Origin of the sequence: Herbiconiux moechotypicola (genome assembly GCF_024979255.1) — a bacterium.
In the GTDB taxonomy this organism is placed as follows: Bacteria; Actinomycetota; Actinomycetes; order Actinomycetales; family Microbacteriaceae; genus Herbiconiux; species Herbiconiux moechotypicola.
This window is the reverse complement of sequence record NZ_JANLCN010000015.1, coordinates 1-17,451: the sequence shown is the minus strand read 5'-3', so window position 1 is coordinate 17,451 and position 17,451 is coordinate 1. Positions and strand designations below refer to the sequence as shown.

The following is a 17,451-nucleotide window of genomic DNA, read 5'->3' as shown; positions in this document are numbered from 1 at the left end:
CGCCCGCGACCACGCCTCATGTCAGCGCGCACTCAGGTCAGCGACCGCGCGAACGCGATGTGCTCCGCGATCCGCGCCGCTCCCCCGTTGGCGTGCCCGTTGAACGGGTACACGGTCATCGTCTTCTCGCCCGCGTAGGAGTTGTAGGCGCCGTAGACGGTCGACGGCGGGCAGATGTCGTCGAGAAGCGCCACCGCGAACGACGCCGGCATCGTGCCCCGCGCCGCGAGGTTCACCCCGTCGAAGTAGTCGATCGTCGAGAACGCGCGCTCCTGCCGCTCGGGGTCGATCTGCACGCCGAGCCAGCTGACGAGCTCGGAGTACGGCGCCGTGTCGACGAGCCGCACCGCCCGGCGCACGTCGCTGAGGAACGGCACGTCGACGATCACCCCGACCGGTGTCACCGGCACCGCGCCCGGGGTGAGCGCGGCCGCGGCGAGCGCGATCGCCCCGCCCTGGCTGCCGCCCGAGATCACGACCCGGGCGGGGTCGACCGCCGGATGCCCCTGCACCGCCTCCACGGCCCGCACCGCGTCGGCGAACACGCGCCGGTAGTAGTACCCCTCGGGCGACTCGATGCCGAGCGTGAGAAAGCCCCCGAAGTGCGGACCTCCCACCCCCGGGTCGACGGTGTCGGCCCTGCGGTGCCCGGCCCCCTGGCCGCGCAGGTCCATCACGAAGTGCGCGAACCCGGCGCTCGGCAGCGCGGTCCACTCGGCGAGATGCCCGCGACCGCCGCCGTAGCCGATGTAGGTCACCACCGCGGGCAGCGGCCCCTCCGCGTGACGCGGCCGCAGCATCCAGCCCCGGATGGGGTGCCCGCCGAACCCCGCGAACACGACGTCTTCGGTGACTAGCTCGGTGAACCCGGCGTCGACCTCGGTGAACACGGCGGCGAGCGGATGCGCGGCCGTCTCGGCGAGGGTGCGGCTCCAGAACGCGTCGAAATCGGCGGGCTCGTGCCGCTCGGGCCGGTAGCGCTCGAGCTCGGGCAGGGGCAGGTCGTACTGGGGCATCAGCGCGAGACCCCCGACGGCATCGGCAGCGGCGCGGCGAGGATCTCGGCGTTCATCCGCCGCTGCCATTCCACGTCGGCCCACATCGGGTGGTGGGGTGCCGCGTTGGAGCACAGCACCATCCCCCACACCCCGTGCTCGAGGGCGGTGCGGATGCCGTGCTCGGCGAGCGCCCGGCCCACCGGCCCCTCCTCGAAGGTGCCGTGCAGCGGCGTGTACCCGATCCATCCCTCACCCACCACGGCGGGCACCGCCTTCCAGCGCGCCCACTCGGCGATGGCGATCACCCTCGACTCGATCTCGCGCAGCATCACCTCACGGTAGTCGCCGTAGTGGGCGTACAGCCAGGCGTCCCAGGCGTCGGCGTCGAGGAAGTCGTAGCCGTAGAACATCTGGTCGGTCACCACGGTGGCCCGGTACTTCCACTCGGCGGCCCTGCCGTACTCGGCCGGGTTCGGCGCCCCGGGCACGAGCATCGCTCGCAGTGCCGCGTTGGGGAAGTCGTCGCTGCCCTCCGAGCGGATGTCGAGCTCGCTCTGCAACGCGTCGAGCACGCCGTAGCTGTACACGTGGAACTGAGCGGCACCCAGACCCTCGGGCACCTGGTGCATCGCGAGGTGCGGCGGCTTGCCGTAGCTCGCGGTGACGAGCAGGTCGGGATGCGCGGCCCGCAGCCGCTGCACCGCCTCAGCCCCGCCGTCGGCCAGCGGAGGCAGCAACGAGAAGTCGACCTCGTTGTGCAGTTCGACCATCGCGATGCGCTCGCGGTGCCCCGCGTCGGTGAGCCGCGCGAGGAGGCGGTTCCAGGCCAGTTCGAGCGTGGTGTAGCGGTCGGCGAGCGGGACGGCGTCGAGCGCCCGGAACCACGCGTCGGAGCGGGCGAAGGCCGGCGACTGCTGGTACTCCCAGCTCGCCAGCAGCACCACGAGCCCGTGGCGCTCCGCCGCGTCGAACAGCTCGATCAGTCGCGCGCCGAGGTCGACCGTGTACCCGCCGGGGGTGTCGTACCACCGGGTGCGGGCGCCGTAGTACGGAACCGTCGCCGTCCCGTCGGAGGTCTCGCCGTCGAACGGGGTTCGCCCGAGCCCCTCGATCGCCAGACCGGCAGCCTCGCCCGCGAGCTCGGGCAACGTGAGCAGCATGGGGGCCGCGCAGATGCGGATGGCGTTGTACCCGCGGTCGACCGCCTCGGCGCACGCGCGGTCGAGGTCGTCGAACGGCCCGCCCGGTTCGGCCCTGGTGTACCAGGAGAAGTCCCAGAGCGTGACGGTGAGACGGCTCGGCAGGTGGGAGGGAACAACTCCGGTGAGCGCGGCCGCGGTGAGCGCAGTCCCGTCGATCGCGCTCATGCCGCATCCTCTCCGGCGGCCAGCGAGCGACCGCGCGCAGCCCAGTCTCGCAGCAGCGCCGCGGTGCGGGCACGCGCGCCGCTCGTGTCGGTGTCGAACAGCAGCAGCTCGGGGAGCGAGGTGGCGAAGTAGTCGACCTTCGGCTTCTCGGTCTCGAGCACGGCCGCCCGGGCGTCGAGCGCCGCCCACAGCGCGTCGGCCTCTGCCGTCTCGCCGAGGCGCAGGTGCGCCACACCGACCCAGAAGTCGGCGGCCTCGACCGGGCGGGGCGCGACGTCGAGGGCTCCCGCCCCCGAGCGCGCCCGCCGCCAGGCGGCGGTGGCCTCCGCGGTCTCGCCGAGCGAATCGAGGGCGTCGCCGAGCAGCACGAACCGCTCCGCCATGCTGCCGGCGGGGTGCCGGCCCTCACCGAGGTTCGCGGGAACCTCGATGCCCGCTCGCAGCAGCTCGACCGCTGCCCGCGCATCCGTCACGAGCAGCCGCCGCGCCACCGCCAGAGTCGCCCGGTCGTAGGCCGCGATCGCCTTGCCCTCCCCTCCTTCGAAGGGCTGGAAACGGCGGGTGCCGAGGATCGAGAGCGCCTCGTCGACCCGCCCCGCGTCGAGCAGCAGGCCCAGGTGACTGAGTGCGAGGTCGTCGCGCCTGGCCACGGCCTCGGGCTCCCGCTCGAGGGCGAGCAGCCGCTCGGCCGGGTCGACACCGCGGATGCCCGCGAGAACGTCGCGCTCGAACACGAGCCGGGCGTCGCCCGGGCTGAGCTCGAGGGCGCGGGCGAGCAGCTCATCGGCCCGATCCGGATCCCCACCGCTGTTCACCAGCGCGATCGCCGCGTTGCGCCAGGCGACCGGGTCGGTGCTGCCGAGCTGCGTCGCCGTGGCAAGCGTGTCACGGGCGTCATCGGTGCGGCCGGCGTCGAGCAGCCAGGCGCCGAGTAGAGCGTGAGCCACGGCGTCGCCCGGGTCGGCGTCGATCGCAGCCTGCAGGGCGTCGTACTCGTCGAGCCCGGCCGGGAAGGCGTGCAGCGTGTCGGCGCCCCTCGCCCGCCCTCGCTCGGATGCGGACGCGACCGCATCGCCGAGACGGTCGAACCAGGATGCGCGCAGGTAGTGCGCGAGCGGCACCGGGTTCCCGAAGGCCGCGTTCCCGAAGGCCGGCTTCCCGGGGGCCTGGGTGCCCCCCTCGTCACCGTCTCCCCCGGTCGTGGCGATCAGTGCGTCTGTCAGCGCCACCGCCTCGGCCCAGAGCCCGGCCCGTGCCCAGTCGCAGGCCACCAGCAACGCGGCCTTGGGGTCGACGGACAGGGCCGCAGCCGTGGCCGCACGCCCGCCCGCCAGCGCCCGGGTCGCGGGGTCGAGCGGATCGGCGTCCATCAGCCCGGCGATCAGCTCCTCCGCCTCGGCCACGCGCCCGAGTCGCCGGAGCGCCATGACCTTCAGCCGCTCCGGCTCGGCCGATCGCGACCCCGTCCCCGCCAGCGCGCCCAGCGCCGCAGCGGCGTCGCCTCGACGAAGGGCCAGGCGAGCGATGGCGACACCGGCCGGCACCGCCCAGGCGCCGTCCCAGGCCGCCTTCGCGAACCGGTCATGCGCCTCGTCGAGCTCACCGAGCCGTTCGAGCGACAGGCCCAGCCGGTAGCTGGTCTCGCCGCTCGCCGGATTGAGGTTGCGCGCGGTGAGTCGCGTCAGCGCGTTCTCGAACAGGCGCACGGCTTCGCGGTACTCGCCGCGGCGATGGTGCCAGGCCCCGAGCGCGGTCGACGCGCGGGAGTCGAGAGGGTCACGGCGCAGCAGCTCCTCGAAGTACGGCACCGCCGAGCGGGTGGGATGCCGGTACTGCTGCAGGTGCACCCCGGTGAGGTAGAGCTCGTCGGCCGAGACGATCTCCTCGGGCGCGGGTGGCTCGCTGGCGGTCCACGGCTCTGTGCCCGTGCCCATGCCCGCGCCCGTGCCCGCCCCCTCGCCGGGCTCCGGTGCGCCGGGCCGGGGCGTCCACTCGATCAGCGTCTCCCCCTCCCGCTCCACGGTCAGCGTCAGCTCCTCGGTCCGCACGCCCGCCGGCAGCACCACCTCCACGAGGAACGGCTCACCGGGCGCGAGTTCGACGGTCCATGCGCCCACGGCACCGTCGACATCCGTCCCAGCGCGGCGCACCAGCACCACCCTCGCATCCGGCACCACGATCGCCGACGCCACCCCGACCCGCACGGTCTCGCCCGCATCCCCGTCACGCGCCCCCGCACCCGTACCGCCCGCACCCGCACCGCCCGCACCCGCACCGCGTGCATCCGGAACCACCTCGAGACTCACCGCCAGCTCGCGGTTCGCCTGGTGCGCCGGCCCGATCCGCTGGATCGGGTACCAGAACTGGCTGAACCCGCGCGTCTCCCCCGGCGCGAGGTAGCTGAAGTCGGGCTGGTTGTCGGTGTACACCCCGGCCATGAGCTCCACGTAGGGGCCGTCGCCGTCGGTGAGCTGCTCGTCCCAGGCGTGGCCGATGGGCCCGTTGCCCCAGGTCCACTGCTTCTTGCCCGGCGAGATGGCGCGGTCGGCCCAGTGCACGAACCCCGCCTGCGCGTCGTGGTCGTAGCCGCCGAAGAAGTCGTCGACCGTGTCGGTGACCATGTAGGAGGTGGGCACCGGGATGGAGGTGTAGATGTCGAGCCGGTCGGCATCCGGATGCGCGGCGTCGACGAGCGCCGGATAGTCGACCCCGTAGTACGGCCGGTCTGCGCGCGGGAACGCCGTGACAGCACGCCGGGCGTGGTCGGCCACGTAGCGCACGTCGGTGGGGAAGAACGACTGGTACCGCTCGTGCGACCGCGCCGCCACGTTGGCCCACCAGAGGAAGGTCTGCGGCTCGTCAGTGCGGTTGGTGAGCTCGGCGAGCACCTCGATCAGCGAACTGCCCGGGGTGAGGCGCACGCCGTGCAGCCCGCGCATCCGCTGCAGCGGGTCGATGTCGCTGTGCCACACGGTCACCGCGCCGTCGTCACCGCGCTCGATGCGGGTGTCGACGGGCAGGAAGGTGCCCGGCCGGTGGTGCTGCGGCCAGTTGAACTCGACGCCGCCCGAGATCCACGGTCCCGCGAGGCCCACGAGGGCGGGCTTGATGACGTTGTTGCGGTAGAAGAAGTCGTAGTCGGCGGTCTTGTCGTAGCCGAGGTGGATGCGCCCGCCGATCTCGGGCAGCAGCAGGAGGCGCAGATACTCGTTCTCGAGGTGCACGGCCTGCCAGGCGCGGGGCGCCTTCTCGGTGGCGATGCGGTCGATGAACGGCATCGGGTACACCTTGCCGCTCGACCCCTGGTACACCCGCCGGTCGAGGAACACCGGGTAGCGGTCGGGTGCGGCCGGCTCGTAGGTGTCGATCTCGAGCGGGGCGCTCCAGCACGCCACCCCTCCCGCGGCGAGCACCGCGGCCTGGTCGGGCGGCGCCTCGGGGAGCCGCAGCACGCTCGAGGGGGCGTGGGCGGGGGTCGCCGGGGCGTGGGCGGGGGTCGCCGGGGCGTGGGCGGGGGTCGCCGGGGTGTGGGCGGGGGTCGCCGGGGCGTGGGCGGGGGTCGCCGGGGTGTGGGCGGGGGTCACGGCGGTGTTCACACGCTCGAGACTAGGCAGCGGCGGCCGGGGCATCCATGGCAGATGATGGGCACGGGATGGAGGATCCGCTGATTCGCGTGGGAGTCACTCCGTCGCCGCCCGCGTGCCATGATGAAGCATGGACTCCCCGCTCGAACGCGCGACCGGATTCGACAACCAGCGTCTCTGCGTACTCCCGCGCCCCCTGGTCGCCGAGGCGCTGGGGAGGCCGGTCACCAGGCGCCTCGTCGTCACCGACGCGGGCTACTTTCCGCACGCCGACGCGCATGGCCGCCATCGGCCGCGGGGCGCCGAGGAGACCATCGTGATCGTCTGCGTGGGCGGCTCGGGCTGGATCGAGGCCGGCGGCGTGCGCCACAGGATCGGCTCGTCGACCGCCGCAGTCATCCCCGGCGGTGTACCGCACGCCTACGGCGCCTCGGAGAGCGACCCCTGGACGATCTGGTGGTGCCATGTGCGCGGCAGCGACGTCGCCGAGCTGGTGGAGGCTTCGGGCGTCGACCCCTCGCGCATCACGGTCTCGCTGCGCTCGGTCGACCGCCTCACGGCGATGCTCGACGAGATCGTGAGCGCCCTCGAACGCGACCAGTCCCCCGCCCGCCTGGTGGCGACGGCGGGGATGGCGTGGCGGATGCTCACCCAGCTGGCCGTCGACCGCCGCCTCCCCGAGGAGGGCGAGCCGCTCGAGCGCGCGATGCGCTACCTCGAAGACCGGGTCGACGGCTCCATCCGGGTACCCGAGCTCGCGGCACTGGTGGGGGTGTCGTCGTCGCATCTCTCCGCCCTGTTCCGCGATGCGACCGGAGGCGGGGTGCTCGCGCACCACACCTCGCTCAAGATGGCCAGGGCCCGCCGGCTGCTCGACACGACCGCGCTCTCGGTGGCCGAGATCGGCCGCGAGGTGGGCATGGCCGACCCGTTCTACTTCTCCCGCCAGTTCCGGCGCATGCACGGCGTGAGCCCGAGCACCTACCGTTCGCAGCGCAAGGGCTGAGCGGCACCGGCCGGTCGCAACGGCCGGCCTGCCGCGCATCCGGTCAGCCCTTCGTCGCCCCCGCGGTGAGGTCGGCCTTCCAGAACCGCTGCAGCGAGATCATCAGCACCACCAGCAGGATGGCCGACACGGCCGAGCCGGTCACGACCAGCTGGTAGAACATCGGGTCGCGCTGCGTCTGCGAGTTCCAGAGAGTGAGACCGAGGGTGAGCGGGAAGGTGCGCGGGCTGTTGAGCATCACCAGCGGCAGCAGGTAGTTGTTCCAGATGGTGACGAACTGGAACAGGAAGATGGTCACGAGCGCCGGCATCAGCATGCGCGTGGCGATGGTCGCGAAGATGCGCAGATCGCCCGCACCGTCGATGCGCGCGGCCTCGATCACCTCGTCGGGCACGGCCGCGTTGGCGTGGATGCGCGCCAGGTACACCCCGAACGGGCTCACCATGCTGGGCAGCAGCACCGCCCAGTAGGTGCCTGTGAGGTCGACCGCGTTGAGGAGGAAGTACAGGGGTAGCGCGATGACAGTGGCCGGCACGAGCACCCCTCCGAGCACGATCGAGAACAGCGTCTCGCGGCCCCTGAACACGTACTTCGCGAAGGCGTACCCGCAGGCGGCCGAGATGACCATGGCCACGAAGGCGCCCACCGCCGAGTAGATGACGCTGTTCACGATCCAGGTGGTGAAGATGCCGCCGTCCTGGGTGAACACCGCCACCAGGTTCTGCCACGCCTGCGGCGAGTCGGAGAACCACAGCCCGAAGCTGTTGAACAGCTGCCCGGGCGACTTCGTGGCGGCGATGAGCACCCAGAGGATGGGCAGCAGGAAGTAGATCGCCGCCAGCACGAGCACGCCGTTCACCACGATCGTGCTCACGAGGGGCTGACGGATACGCTGGCCACGCGCCACGCGGCCGGGTGCGGCGGCGGGTGCGGCGGATGCGGTGGGGCTGTTGGGTGCGGTCGTGCTGCCGGGTGCGGTGGTCACCATGCGCGGTTCCCCTTCCGGTTCACCAGGCGGAGGAAGCCGAACGAGAACACGAAGCCGATCACGGCCACGATCACCGCCATCGCGGCGGCGAGGTTCGGGTTGCCCTGGGCGAACGACTGGTTGTAGGCGGCGAGATTGGGGGTGAAGTCAGAACTGATCGCCGTCGTGAGGGGCCTCAGCACGAGCGGTTCGACGAACAGCTGCAGCGTGCCGATGATCGTGAACACCGTCACCAGGATGACGGAGGGCCGCACCAGCGGCAGCTTGATCTGCCAGGTGATGGTCCACTCCGAGGCGCCGTCGATGCGCGCGGCCTCGTAGAGCTCGGAGGGGATCGCGTTCAGCGCGGCGATGAGGATGAGCATGTTGTAGCCCGCGAACCCCCACAGCGCGATGTTGGCGATGGCGAACAGCACCCCGTCGGAGGAGAGCGGATTGATGTCGATGCCGATCGCGGCGAGCCCCTGCAGCACCGGGCTGGTGGCGGGGATGTAGAGGAAGCCCCAGAGCAGGGCCGCGATCACCCCGGGCACGCCGTAGGGCACGAAGTACACGACCCGGAAGAACCGGGGAAAACGTGCCCTCGCCGATTCGAGCAGCAAGGCGAGGCCGAGTGCGGTCACCACCATGAGCGGCACCTCGATGAGCGAGAACAGCAGCAGCCGGCCGAGGCTCTCGACGAACGACGGGTTGCTGAGCGCGGCGAGGTAGTTGTCGAAGAACACGAACACGGTCTCCGGCGCGCCGAAGCCGAGGCCCGACGACTTCGTGGCGAACAGGCTCTGCACCACGGCGTAGACGATCGGCGCCACGAAGAACAGGGCGAACATCACCAGGAACGGAACGGTGAGCACGAAGAGCGCGACCGGGGGTCTGCGCCTGGTCGCGGGTGCGGTCGCGGGTGCGGGAGCGATGGTGGCCACGGGAGAGCGTCGGTCCTTCGTCGTCGAGGGGGTGGAGATCGAGGGGGTGTGATGCGGGATGCGGGCGGGGCGACCTGGGTGCGCCCCGCCCGCATCCTTCGGGCTGTCCGGCTAGTTAACCGCGATGCCCTTGGCCTCGAGCGCGTCGACCATGTCAGTCTGCGTGGCCTCGAAGGCGCCGGTCAGTGGCGTGCCGCCCTCCACCGCGCTCTTGACGTTGTCGGTGAGCGAGGCGAACAGGGTCGACGAGAGCGGCGGCCACATCCACGAGGTGTCGACCGCGGCGTCGGACTCGGCGAACACGTCCCAGATGTCCTGGCCGCCGTAGAACTCGAACACCTCAGGGTCACTCTGCAGCGAGGTGATCTCGCTGGTGTCGGCGATGGCCGGCCAGCCGGCGCCCACGTTGGTGAGGATGTTCACGCTCTCCGGGTCGGAGTTCAGCCAGAGCGCGAACTCGGCCGCCTCCTTCGGGTGCGCCGAGCCCTTCAGCACGGCGCTTGCCGAGCCGCCCGCCCAGGTGGCGGAGACGTTCTCGCCGGCCTCCCACTGGGGCATGGCGCCGACGGCCCAGGAGCCGGCGGTGTCGGGCGCGGTGCCGCGGAGGATCGCGTCGGCCCAGGAGCCCGAGATCCAGGTGGCGACGTTCCCGTTCTGGATGTCGGCGTTCCACTCGCTCGAGAAGTCGGCCTCGATCTTCACCAGGCCCTCGTCGATGAGCTTCTGCCAGAACTCGGCCACCTTCATGGTCGACTCGTCGTCGATGGTCACGTCCCAGGCGTCGCCCGACACACCGAACCAGTTCGCGCCGCCCTGCTGGGCGAGCCCGATCAGCCAGGGGGCCTGGTTGAAGGCGAAGGCGGTGATGTACTTGTTCGGGTCGGAGGCGTGGATGACCTTGGCCGCCTCGTAGTACTCCTCCCAGGTGGTGGGGTAGGCGAGTCCGAGCGAGTCGAAGATGTCCTTGCGGTAGAACTGGCCGAGCGGGCCGGAGGCCTGCGGCACCGCGTAGACGGCGCCGTCGAAGCTGCCGGTGGCCCACTGCCAGGGCACGAACAGGTCTTCGGAGTCGCCGACGTACTCGGTGATGTCTTCGAGCGCGTCGTTGATGAGGAAGTCGGGGATGGCGTCGTAGCCGAGCTGGACCACGTCGGCCGGCTCACCCGCCTGCACCGCGGAGAGCATCTTCGCGTAGCCGCCGTCGGGGCCGGCCGTGATGGTCTCGAGGGTGACCTGGACGTCGTCGTGCGAGGCGTTGAACGCGTCGACCGCCTGGTCGATGTTGGGCACCCACGACTGGAAGGTGAGCTCGACCGGCGAGCCGTCGCTCGGTGTGTCGGAGGATCCCGACGAGCAGGCCGCGAGGCCTCCGGCCAGTGCGAGGGTGAGGGTGCCGGCCACGACGAGGCGTGTCCGGCGGTTCAGGGAGAGTCCGAACATCATGCTCCTTTGCAAGTGTGATGCGAGGGTTCGGGATGTGATGCGAACTGAGGTTACGTGCATCCCGAGCGCCGGAGACATGGTGGATGCTGCCCAATACCTGGACGATTCACTGGTCGGTTCTCGCCTCACAGCCCTCTCACATGGACTATTCGGCGATGCGCCTGGATCTTTGTCAGATCGACTCGCCGGTGCCTTGGCCGCGCGTGCCACGCGCCCCGCGCGGCCGGGTGAGTCGGTTCAGCACCCGCAGCGCGAGCACCGCGGTGCGGCGGCTGACGACCGCGTCGCTCACCGTCGGCAGCATGCGCAGGCTGAATTGCCCCACCACCTCTCCCGCCACGTAGTCGACCGGGCCGAGGTCGGGGGCGCCGATCGTCTTCACCGCCTGACGGGTGAGAAAACGCGTCAGCCATCGCCCGGTGCGTGTGCCCTGCATGTCGCGGAGCGCCGTGTCGAGGGTGAAAGCCCCCGGCCGGTCGGAGCGGTTGGCTGGTGCGCCACGGCCAAGCAGCGCCGTGAAAGCCGCTGCGCCGAAACCCCGATCGCGTCCGGGTCGGCGGTACCCCTCCGCCACCGGGCCGACCTCCCGTGCACGCCCCTCGCCGCCCGATGTTGCCGGCTCTTCGCCCGCAGCGGTGAGAACGACTCGCTGCACCACGTCCCTCGACGAGCGCGCGAGTCGCACCTCGAACCGCCCGGGTTCGACCACCCACGCGCCGTTCACCACATCCCAGAATGCGAAGGCTCTCGGAGGCAGCACGATCTCGACCTCGCGGCTCTCCCCCGCCGTCAGTCGCACCTTCCCGAAGCCCCGCAACTCCTGCTCGGGCCGGAACAGCGTCGAGACCACGTCGTGCACATAGACCTGCACCACCTCGCAACCCTCGCGGTCGCCCGTGTTCGTCACCGTGAGCCGCACCACCACGCCGGTCTCCGGGGTCCCCGTCACGACGGCCTCCGTCCACGAGAAGTCCGTGTACGACAGTCCATGCCCGAACGGGAATGCGACGGTCTCCGCCGCGGTGTCGAAGTAGCGGTACCCCAGATACAGGCTCTCGCGATACTCCACCGTGGCCGGCCCGGCCGGGAGCCATGACACCGGATGCTCCTCGTAGCGCACAGGGAAGGTCTCGGCCAGTCGACCTCCCGGCTCGCTCTCCCCCACCAGCACCGAGGCGAGCGCACTGCCCGAGGCCTGCCCACCCAGGTAGCACTCGAGCACGGCGGGCACCGAGGCCACCCAGGGCAGCTCCACCGGCGACCCGTTCTGCAGCACCACGACCGTGCGAGGGTTCACAGCCGCCACCGCATCGACCAGCGCATCGAAACATTCCGGAAGACGCATGTGCCGGCGGTCGACGCCCTCGGTCTCGTACACCTCGGGCAGGCCGATCACCACGACCGCCACGTCGGCCTCACCGGCCACCCGCACGGCCGCCGCGAGCTGCTCGGCCGACGTGGTGGTGGCGTAGCGGTCGTAGCCCTCGGCGTAGTCGACGCGGAGTCCGCCGGCTTCGCGCTCGCGGAGCGACTCCAGCAGCGACTCGACGCGCGTGGGCACCACGTGGGAGCTGCCGGCGCCCTGGAAGCGCGGCTCGGCCGCCATAGCCCCGATCACCGCGACCCGCGCATCCGGTGCCATCGGCAGCACGACGCCGTGGCCCGGCAGCGCGTCGTTCTTCAGCAGCACGGTCCCTGCCTCGGCGGCCTCCTTGGCGAGGAGGTGATGGGCGACGAGGTCGACCGGCCGGTCGAGCTCCTCATCGCCGCCGTAGCGCTCCACGAGCTCGAGCACCCGCAGCACCGCCGCATCGAGCGCCTCCCGCGAGAGACCGCCTCCGCGCAGAGCAGCGAGCACGTAGCGGTCATCGGCACGGCCGAGCCCCGGCATCGTCAGGTCGGTGCCGGCGGGGATCGACGCCGTCCTGTCCCACGACGCGCCCCAGTCGGAGACCACGACCCCCTCGTAGCCCCACTCCTCCCGCAGCACCTCGGTGAGCAGCCAGTGGTTCTCGGTGCAGTGCGTGCCGTTCAGGCGGTTGTAGGCGGCCATCACCGTGGCCGGCCGCTCCCGGGTGACCACGGGTTCGAAGCTCGACAGGTAGAGCTCGCGCAGCGCCCGCTCGTCGACCACGGAGTCGATGCCGTAGCGGCGCTGCTCGGTGTTGTTGGCCGCGAAGTGCTTCACCGACGCACCGATGCCCGCGCTCTGCACCCCGCCGACCCAGGCCGAGCCGAGCGTCGACGACACGAGGGGGTCTTCGGAGTAGTACTCGAAGTTGCGGCCGCCGATGGGGGTTCGTTTGAGGTTCACCCCGGGGCCGAGCAGGATGTCGACGCCGTGCTCTTGCGACTCCCGGCCGAGTGCCTCCCCGATGCGCCGCACCAGCGCCGGGTCCCAGCTGGCGCCGAGCGCGGCCGCCGTGGGGAAGCAGGTCGCGGGGTGCGAGTCGAACATCGACAGACCCGACCCTTCCTGTGGGCGGCGCACACCGTGCGGCCCGTCTCCGAGACGCAGCGGCGGGATGCCGAGTCGGTCGATAGCGGGGGTCGTCCATGCGTCGGCACCTGCCGTGAGAGCGACCTTCTCCTCGTCGGTCAGCAGCGCGAGGAGCTCGGTCGGGGTCACCCTTCCATCCTGCTCCATCTCGAGCGCTCCCTCTCCGCATCCGTCACCCCGCCCGCGCGATGCCCGCCGTCTGCCAGACTGGCCTCTACGGCTCCTGGTCTCTACGCCTCCCGGCCTCAACGACCACTGCCTGTATCACTCGTTCTGGCACCACCTCCGCCGACACCTCGACCGAAAGGCGACGCCGTGACCGACAGCACCCTCCTCCCCGCAGACCCCGGCCCGGCGGCCCTCCCGACCGTGTCGATCGTGATCCCGGCCTACAACGAGGAGGCGGGCATCCGGCACTGCCTGGTCGCGGCGATCGAACAGACCGTGCCGGCGCATGAGATCATCGTGGTCGACAACCGTTCCACCGACGGCACTCGCGCCGCGGTGGAGGCGATGATCACCGCGTTCCCCGACTCGAACATCCGCCTCGTCACACAGGATGCGGAGCAGGGCATCACCCCCACCAGGAACGCCGGTTTCGACGCCGCCACCGGCACCGTCATCGGCCGCATCGACGCCGACTCCGCGCTCTCGCCCGACTGGGTGGAGCAGGTGCAGCGCGCCTTCGCCACGGGCGAGTTCGTGGCCGCGAGCGGACCGGTGGAGTACTACGACATGCCGATGCGGGCGTTCGGGCACCACGCCGACGACACCTTCCGCAAGATCCAGGTGAAGCTGGCGGGCAAGTACGTCTTCCTGTTCGGCACGAACATGGCCATCACCAAGGAGGCCTGGCTCGCCGTGCGGGGTGAGGTGTGCGCCGACCGCGAAGACCTCATGCACGAAGACCTCGACCTCGCGGTGCACCTGGCGCTCAAGGGACTCAAGGTCGGCTACGTCTCGGCGATGGTGGTGGGCATGTCGGCCAGGCGGCTCGACTCCTCGCCCAAGGACTACTACTACTACGTGGAGCGGTTCAAGCGCACCTACGACGCCCACGGCATCCACGACCTGCGGCTGCTGGCGCCGATGGCGGTGTTCCTCGGCATCTACCCGGCGCTGCACGCGGGGCGCGCGCTCACCGAGCACCGCACGGCGCAGCGCTGGGGCGGGGCGCCGAAGACGGCGGCCGAGTAGCGCCAGACGGGATACACTCGACTCAGCGGATGTCCCAGACCGACCGACATGGGGAGTCCGCCGACCTGGGGGAACGTCATGACCGAGAACGACCCGTACACCAATCCGCTCTCACGCAAGACCCCGCTCGGCGGGAGCACGGGCGTGGCCATCGTCTCGATCGTGCCCATCGTGGCGCTCGTGCTGTTCCTGCTGCTCGGCTTCCTCGCGGGCGCCTGGGCCTGGGCGTGGGTGTTCTTCCTCGCGGTGCCGATCGTGAGCATCATCGTCTACGGCTTCGGAGGCCGGCAGCAGCGCTAGCCGCGCTGTAGCACCACCCCCGCTACGCGCTCGCGGCTCCGAGTCGCGCGCGGGCGGCGTCGAGAGCGGGATCGTCCCGTTCGAACACTCCCCCGAGATAGCCGTCGGGCCGCACGATCACCACACCATCGGCCGTGCCGAGACCCAGCCTTCCTGCATCCGGATGCGCCGCATCCACCTCCACCGTGATGGCCCGCAGTGCGCTCCCGGCCACCTCGTCGACGGCATTCAGCGACGGCGGCGCCGCATCGCCGGCCCGGAGCGCCGCGCCACGCCTCGAATCGCGCGCGGTCGCGAGCGGGGTGTCGCGGTAGTTCACCCGGGTCTCCTCGATCTCGGCGGCGAGCCTCGCCCGCGCCGGCGCCAGGCGCGACACGGCGGCGAGCACCTGACCGCGCACGAACCGTGCCGCCGCGGAGTCGAGCGTGCCCACCTTCGTGAGCGCCGTCGTGAACCGGATGACGTGCGCGGCCACCGGGTGCCGCTCGGCGTGATAACTGTCGACGACCGCCTCGGCGTCAGACCCCGTGAGATCGCCCGCGACCACGCTCGCGAGCTTCCAGCCCAGGTTGAAGGCATCCTGCATCCCGGTGTTCATGCCCTGCCCGCCGGCCGGGCTGTGCACGTGGGCCGCGTCGCCCGCCAGCAGCACCCGGCCCACGCGGTACCGCGCCACCTGCGCGTGATGGATGTCGAACGTGGTCAGCCAGTGCGGCTCGTGCATCCTGATGCCCATGCCGCGCTCATCCACCACCCGCTGCAGCCAGTCGAGGGTGGCGGGAGGCGCCTCGCCCTCGGCGGAGACCTCCACGATCACGCGTGCCCGGGTGCCCGCCATCGGGAACACCATGCCCGGTCCGTCGGGCGATCCGAGGTACATCTGCATGGCCGAGCGGTCGGCGTCCATGTCGGCCTCGACGTCGCCCATGAGAAAGCGCTCGCCGTGAAAGCTGCCCTCGAGCCGCTCCCCGACCAGGTGCCGCACGGTGCTGTGGGCGCCGTCGCAGCCCACCACCCAGGGCACGTCGAGCCGTTCGAGCCCGTGTGGCCCGGTGAGCTCCGCCGTCACCGCGCCCGATGCGCCCGGCGCACCCGCCACACCCCCCGCACCCTCCGCACCCCCCGCATCCGCCGCGTCCTGAACCAGCCCGGTGAGCTCGACGCCTCGCTCGATGGCCACCCCCAGTTCGGCGAGGCGGGCGGTGAGGATGCGCTCGGTCTCGGTCTGCGGGAGCGTGACCGTGTAAGGGTGACGTGAGTCGACGCCCTCGAACGAGAAGCGGTGGGTGGCGGAGCCGTCGGAGTCCGATCCGAGGTGCAGGTGCACGCCGGTCGTCATGACCCCGGCCTGCTCGACGGCCGTGCGCACCGAGCCGCCGAGCGCATCCAGCATCTCGAGACTCCGCGCGTGCACCACCACCGCACGTGACTGCGTGGTGGGTTCACCGAGCCGGTCGATCACCCTGATCGGCACGCCGCGCCGTGCGAGCTCCACGGCGAGCACGAGGCCGACGGGCCCCGCGCCCACCACGAGCACCACCGGGGAACCGGAGGTGGCTGGTGTGTGCTCGTCGGTCATGCCCCAAGTCTGGCGTAGCCGGCGGCGGATGTCAGCGCCTCGTCAGACCGACAGCTGCGGGTACAAGGCCGCGACCGGAGCCGACAGAGCGCTCTTGACGTCACGGCTCACCTGGTCGGCGAGAACCTCGTGCTCGCCGGCCGCCACGGAGTCCCAGATGCGCCCCACGATCACCGAGGCGTCGTTCTTCTCCACGTCGAGGCTCGCGATCATCGGGGTGTCGGTGTAGCCCAGGTGCGCACCCACCACGAGGGTGCGCTGGGGTGCGAGCTCGACCCGCAGCGAGTTCGTGATCGACCACAGCGCCGCCTTCGAGGCGGAGTAACCGCCGGCCAGTGCGAGCCAGCTCAGTACCGAGTGCACGTCGACGAGCACGCCGCCGCCGTTCGCGGCGAGCACCGGCGCGAACGCCTTGGCCACCCGCAGCGCCCCGAACACGTTGGTGGCGAACACGCGCTCGACGTCGTCGACGGTCGAGTCGAGCAACGATCCGGTGCCGCCGACGCCGGCGTTGTTCACGAGCACGGTGACATCGGATGCGCGGGCGGCGGCCGCGTCGACGCTGGCGTCGTCGGTGACGTCGAGGGCGAGGGGGACGATCCGATCGTCATTCCAGACGCGAGGCGTGCGGGCGGTGGCGTAGACCTTCGCGGCCCCGCGGGCGAGTGCCTGCAGCACGAACTCGGTGCCGAGGCCGCCGTTCGCGCCGGTGACGAGGACGACGGCGCCGCTCAGGTCGGTGGGGGTGGTGGGTGTCATCGCATGGTCTTCTTTCTCGACGGGCTGACTTCGGAATTCGAACATAGCATGCTGGATTCGTGTTTCAGACTCAGTTAGGATGAATCCATGCTCGGAATCCTCGGCGGCGACGACCGCTGCCCCATCGCCCGCTCGCTCGACGTGCTGGGCGAGAAGTGGACGCTCATGATCGTGCGCGACGCGCTCGCCGGTAGCACCCGCTTCAGCGCCTTCCAGGAGTCGCTCGGCGTTCCCCGCGAGGTGCTCGCCGCGCGGCTCGCCAGCCTGGTCGAGAGCGGCGTGCTCGAACGGCAGAGCTACAAGCCCGCCTCCGGACGCACCCGCGAGGAGTACGTGCTCACCGACGCCGGCCGCGACCTCGCCCTGGTGCTGCTGGCCCTCGGCGACTGGGCCGACCGCCACCGTCCCGCATCCGACCCGTCACGCCCCGCCGCGATGCGGTTCGTCGACTCTGCCACCGGACTCCCCGTCGTGCCCGCCGTCACTACGGCCGAAACCAGCACCGGAACCAGCACCGGAACCGACCGCGACACCGACACCTCCGGCACCCCCATCCCCCGCGACCGAATCCAGGCCACCTTCATCCCCAGCTGACCAGACACCCGGACGCCGCCACCCCCTCTCAACCCGCACCCCCGGTACCCCGCACCCCCAGCGCCCCGCACCCCCAGCACCCGCATCCCCCGCGCCCCAATCACCCCACACCCCCGCAGCCCCGCACCCCCGCACCCCGAATCCCCAGCACTCCGCACCACTATCACCACGTGTCCCGATCACCCCGCACCCGAACACCCCGCACCGGAACAC

14 protein-coding genes are annotated in these 17,451 nt (G+C 71.3%); 5 read left to right on the top strand and 9 right to left on the bottom strand.

Translation table 11 applies throughout. The features are described from left to right. Nucleotides 1-32 precede the first annotated feature (32 nt). From N1031_RS18645 to N1031_RS18635, 3 genes are read right to left on the bottom strand one after another with little or no spacing between them, the layout of a single operon-like run. Entirely contained in the window at nt 33-1,016 is a 984-nt protein-coding gene (locus N1031_RS18645; RefSeq protein ID WP_259481426.1) for an acetylxylan esterase, read from the bottom strand. After that, complete coding sequence (locus N1031_RS18640; protein WP_259481425.1) at nt 1,016-2,365, bottom strand: cellulase-like family protein; 1,350 nt, start codon at nt 2,363-2,365, stop codon at nt 1,016-1,018. Before N1031_RS18640 ends, N1031_RS18645 begins: the two co-directional genes overlap by 1 nt. Beyond that, a complete protein-coding gene (locus N1031_RS18635; RefSeq protein ID WP_259481424.1) occupies nt 2,362-5,961 on the bottom strand; it encodes a DUF5107 domain-containing protein in 3,600 nt (1,199 codons plus the stop codon). Before N1031_RS18635 ends, N1031_RS18640 begins: the two co-directional genes overlap by 4 nt. Before the next feature lie 118 nt (nt 5,962-6,079). On the opposite strand from N1031_RS18635, the gene N1031_RS18630 reads away from it, so the two are divergent. Then, nucleotides 6,080-6,955: an AraC family transcriptional regulator gene (locus N1031_RS18630; protein WP_259481423.1), complete on the top strand. Its 876-nt coding sequence runs from the start codon at nt 6,080-6,082 to the stop codon at nt 6,953-6,955. A gap of 43 nt (nt 6,956-6,998) precedes the next feature. On the opposite strand, the gene N1031_RS18625 is transcribed toward N1031_RS18630, so the two are convergent. Together N1031_RS18625 and N1031_RS18620 are read right to left on the bottom strand one after the other, a co-directional pair. Continuing rightward, on the bottom strand, nt 6,999-7,943 hold the full coding sequence (locus N1031_RS18625) for a carbohydrate ABC transporter permease (protein ID WP_259481422.1): 945 nt from the start codon (nt 7,941-7,943) through the stop codon (nt 6,999-7,001). Continuing rightward, complete coding sequence (locus N1031_RS18620; RefSeq protein ID WP_259481421.1) at nt 7,937-8,797, bottom strand: carbohydrate ABC transporter permease; 861 nt, start codon at nt 8,795-8,797, stop codon at nt 7,937-7,939. The genes N1031_RS18625 and N1031_RS18620 overlap by 7 nt, the downstream gene beginning before the upstream one ends. Here N1031_RS18620 and N1031_RS18615 point away from each other — a divergent pair. Further along, entirely contained in the window at nt 8,790-8,918 is a 129-nt protein-coding gene (locus N1031_RS18615) for a hypothetical protein (protein ID WP_259481420.1), read from the top strand. The genes N1031_RS18620 and N1031_RS18615 overlap by 8 nt on opposite strands. A 59-nt stretch (nt 8,919-8,977) precedes the next feature. On the opposite strand, the gene N1031_RS18610 is transcribed toward N1031_RS18615, so the two are convergent. Further along, nucleotides 8,978-10,306 carry an ABC transporter substrate-binding protein gene (locus N1031_RS18610; protein WP_259481419.1) on the bottom strand — a complete coding sequence of 443 codons (1,329 nt, stop codon included), beginning with the start codon at nt 10,304-10,306 and terminating at the stop codon, nt 8,978-8,980. A 175-nt stretch (nt 10,307-10,481) separates the two neighbouring features. Next, a complete protein-coding gene (locus N1031_RS18605; protein ID WP_259481418.1) occupies nt 10,482-12,938 on the bottom strand; it encodes a beta-glucosidase in 2,457 nt (818 codons plus the stop codon). 186 nt (nt 12,939-13,124) lie between these two features. On the opposite strand from N1031_RS18605, the gene N1031_RS18600 reads away from it, so the two are divergent. Further along, nucleotides 13,125-14,006: a glycosyltransferase family 2 protein gene (locus N1031_RS18600; RefSeq protein WP_259481416.1), complete on the top strand. Its 882-nt coding sequence runs from the start codon at nt 13,125-13,127 to the stop codon at nt 14,004-14,006. A 78-nt stretch (nt 14,007-14,084) separates the two neighbouring features. Continuing rightward, nucleotides 14,085-14,306, top strand: a complete 222-nt coding sequence (locus tag N1031_RS18595; protein WP_259481414.1) for a hypothetical protein — start codon at nt 14,085-14,087, stop codon at nt 14,304-14,306. A 22-nt stretch (nt 14,307-14,328) separates the two neighbouring features. Here N1031_RS18595 and N1031_RS18590 read toward each other — a convergent pair whose 3' ends face one another. Both N1031_RS18590 and N1031_RS18585 read right to left on the bottom strand, forming a co-directional pair. Further along, the gene (locus N1031_RS18590; protein WP_259481413.1) at nt 14,329-15,885 is read right to left on the bottom strand and encodes an FAD-dependent monooxygenase; all 1,557 of its coding nucleotides are present in this window, start codon (nt 15,883-15,885) and stop codon (nt 14,329-14,331) included. A gap of 42 nt (nt 15,886-15,927) precedes the next feature. Continuing rightward, entirely contained in the window at nt 15,928-16,644 is a 717-nt protein-coding gene (locus N1031_RS18585; RefSeq protein ID WP_259481412.1) for an SDR family oxidoreductase, read from the bottom strand. A gap of 87 nt (nt 16,645-16,731) precedes the next feature. Here N1031_RS18585 and N1031_RS20480 point away from each other — a divergent pair, with 87 nt between their 5' ends. Continuing rightward, entirely contained in the window at nt 16,732-17,238 is a 507-nt protein-coding gene (locus N1031_RS20480) for a winged helix-turn-helix transcriptional regulator (RefSeq protein WP_310795720.1), read from the top strand. Nucleotides 17,239-17,451 lie beyond the last annotated feature (213 nt).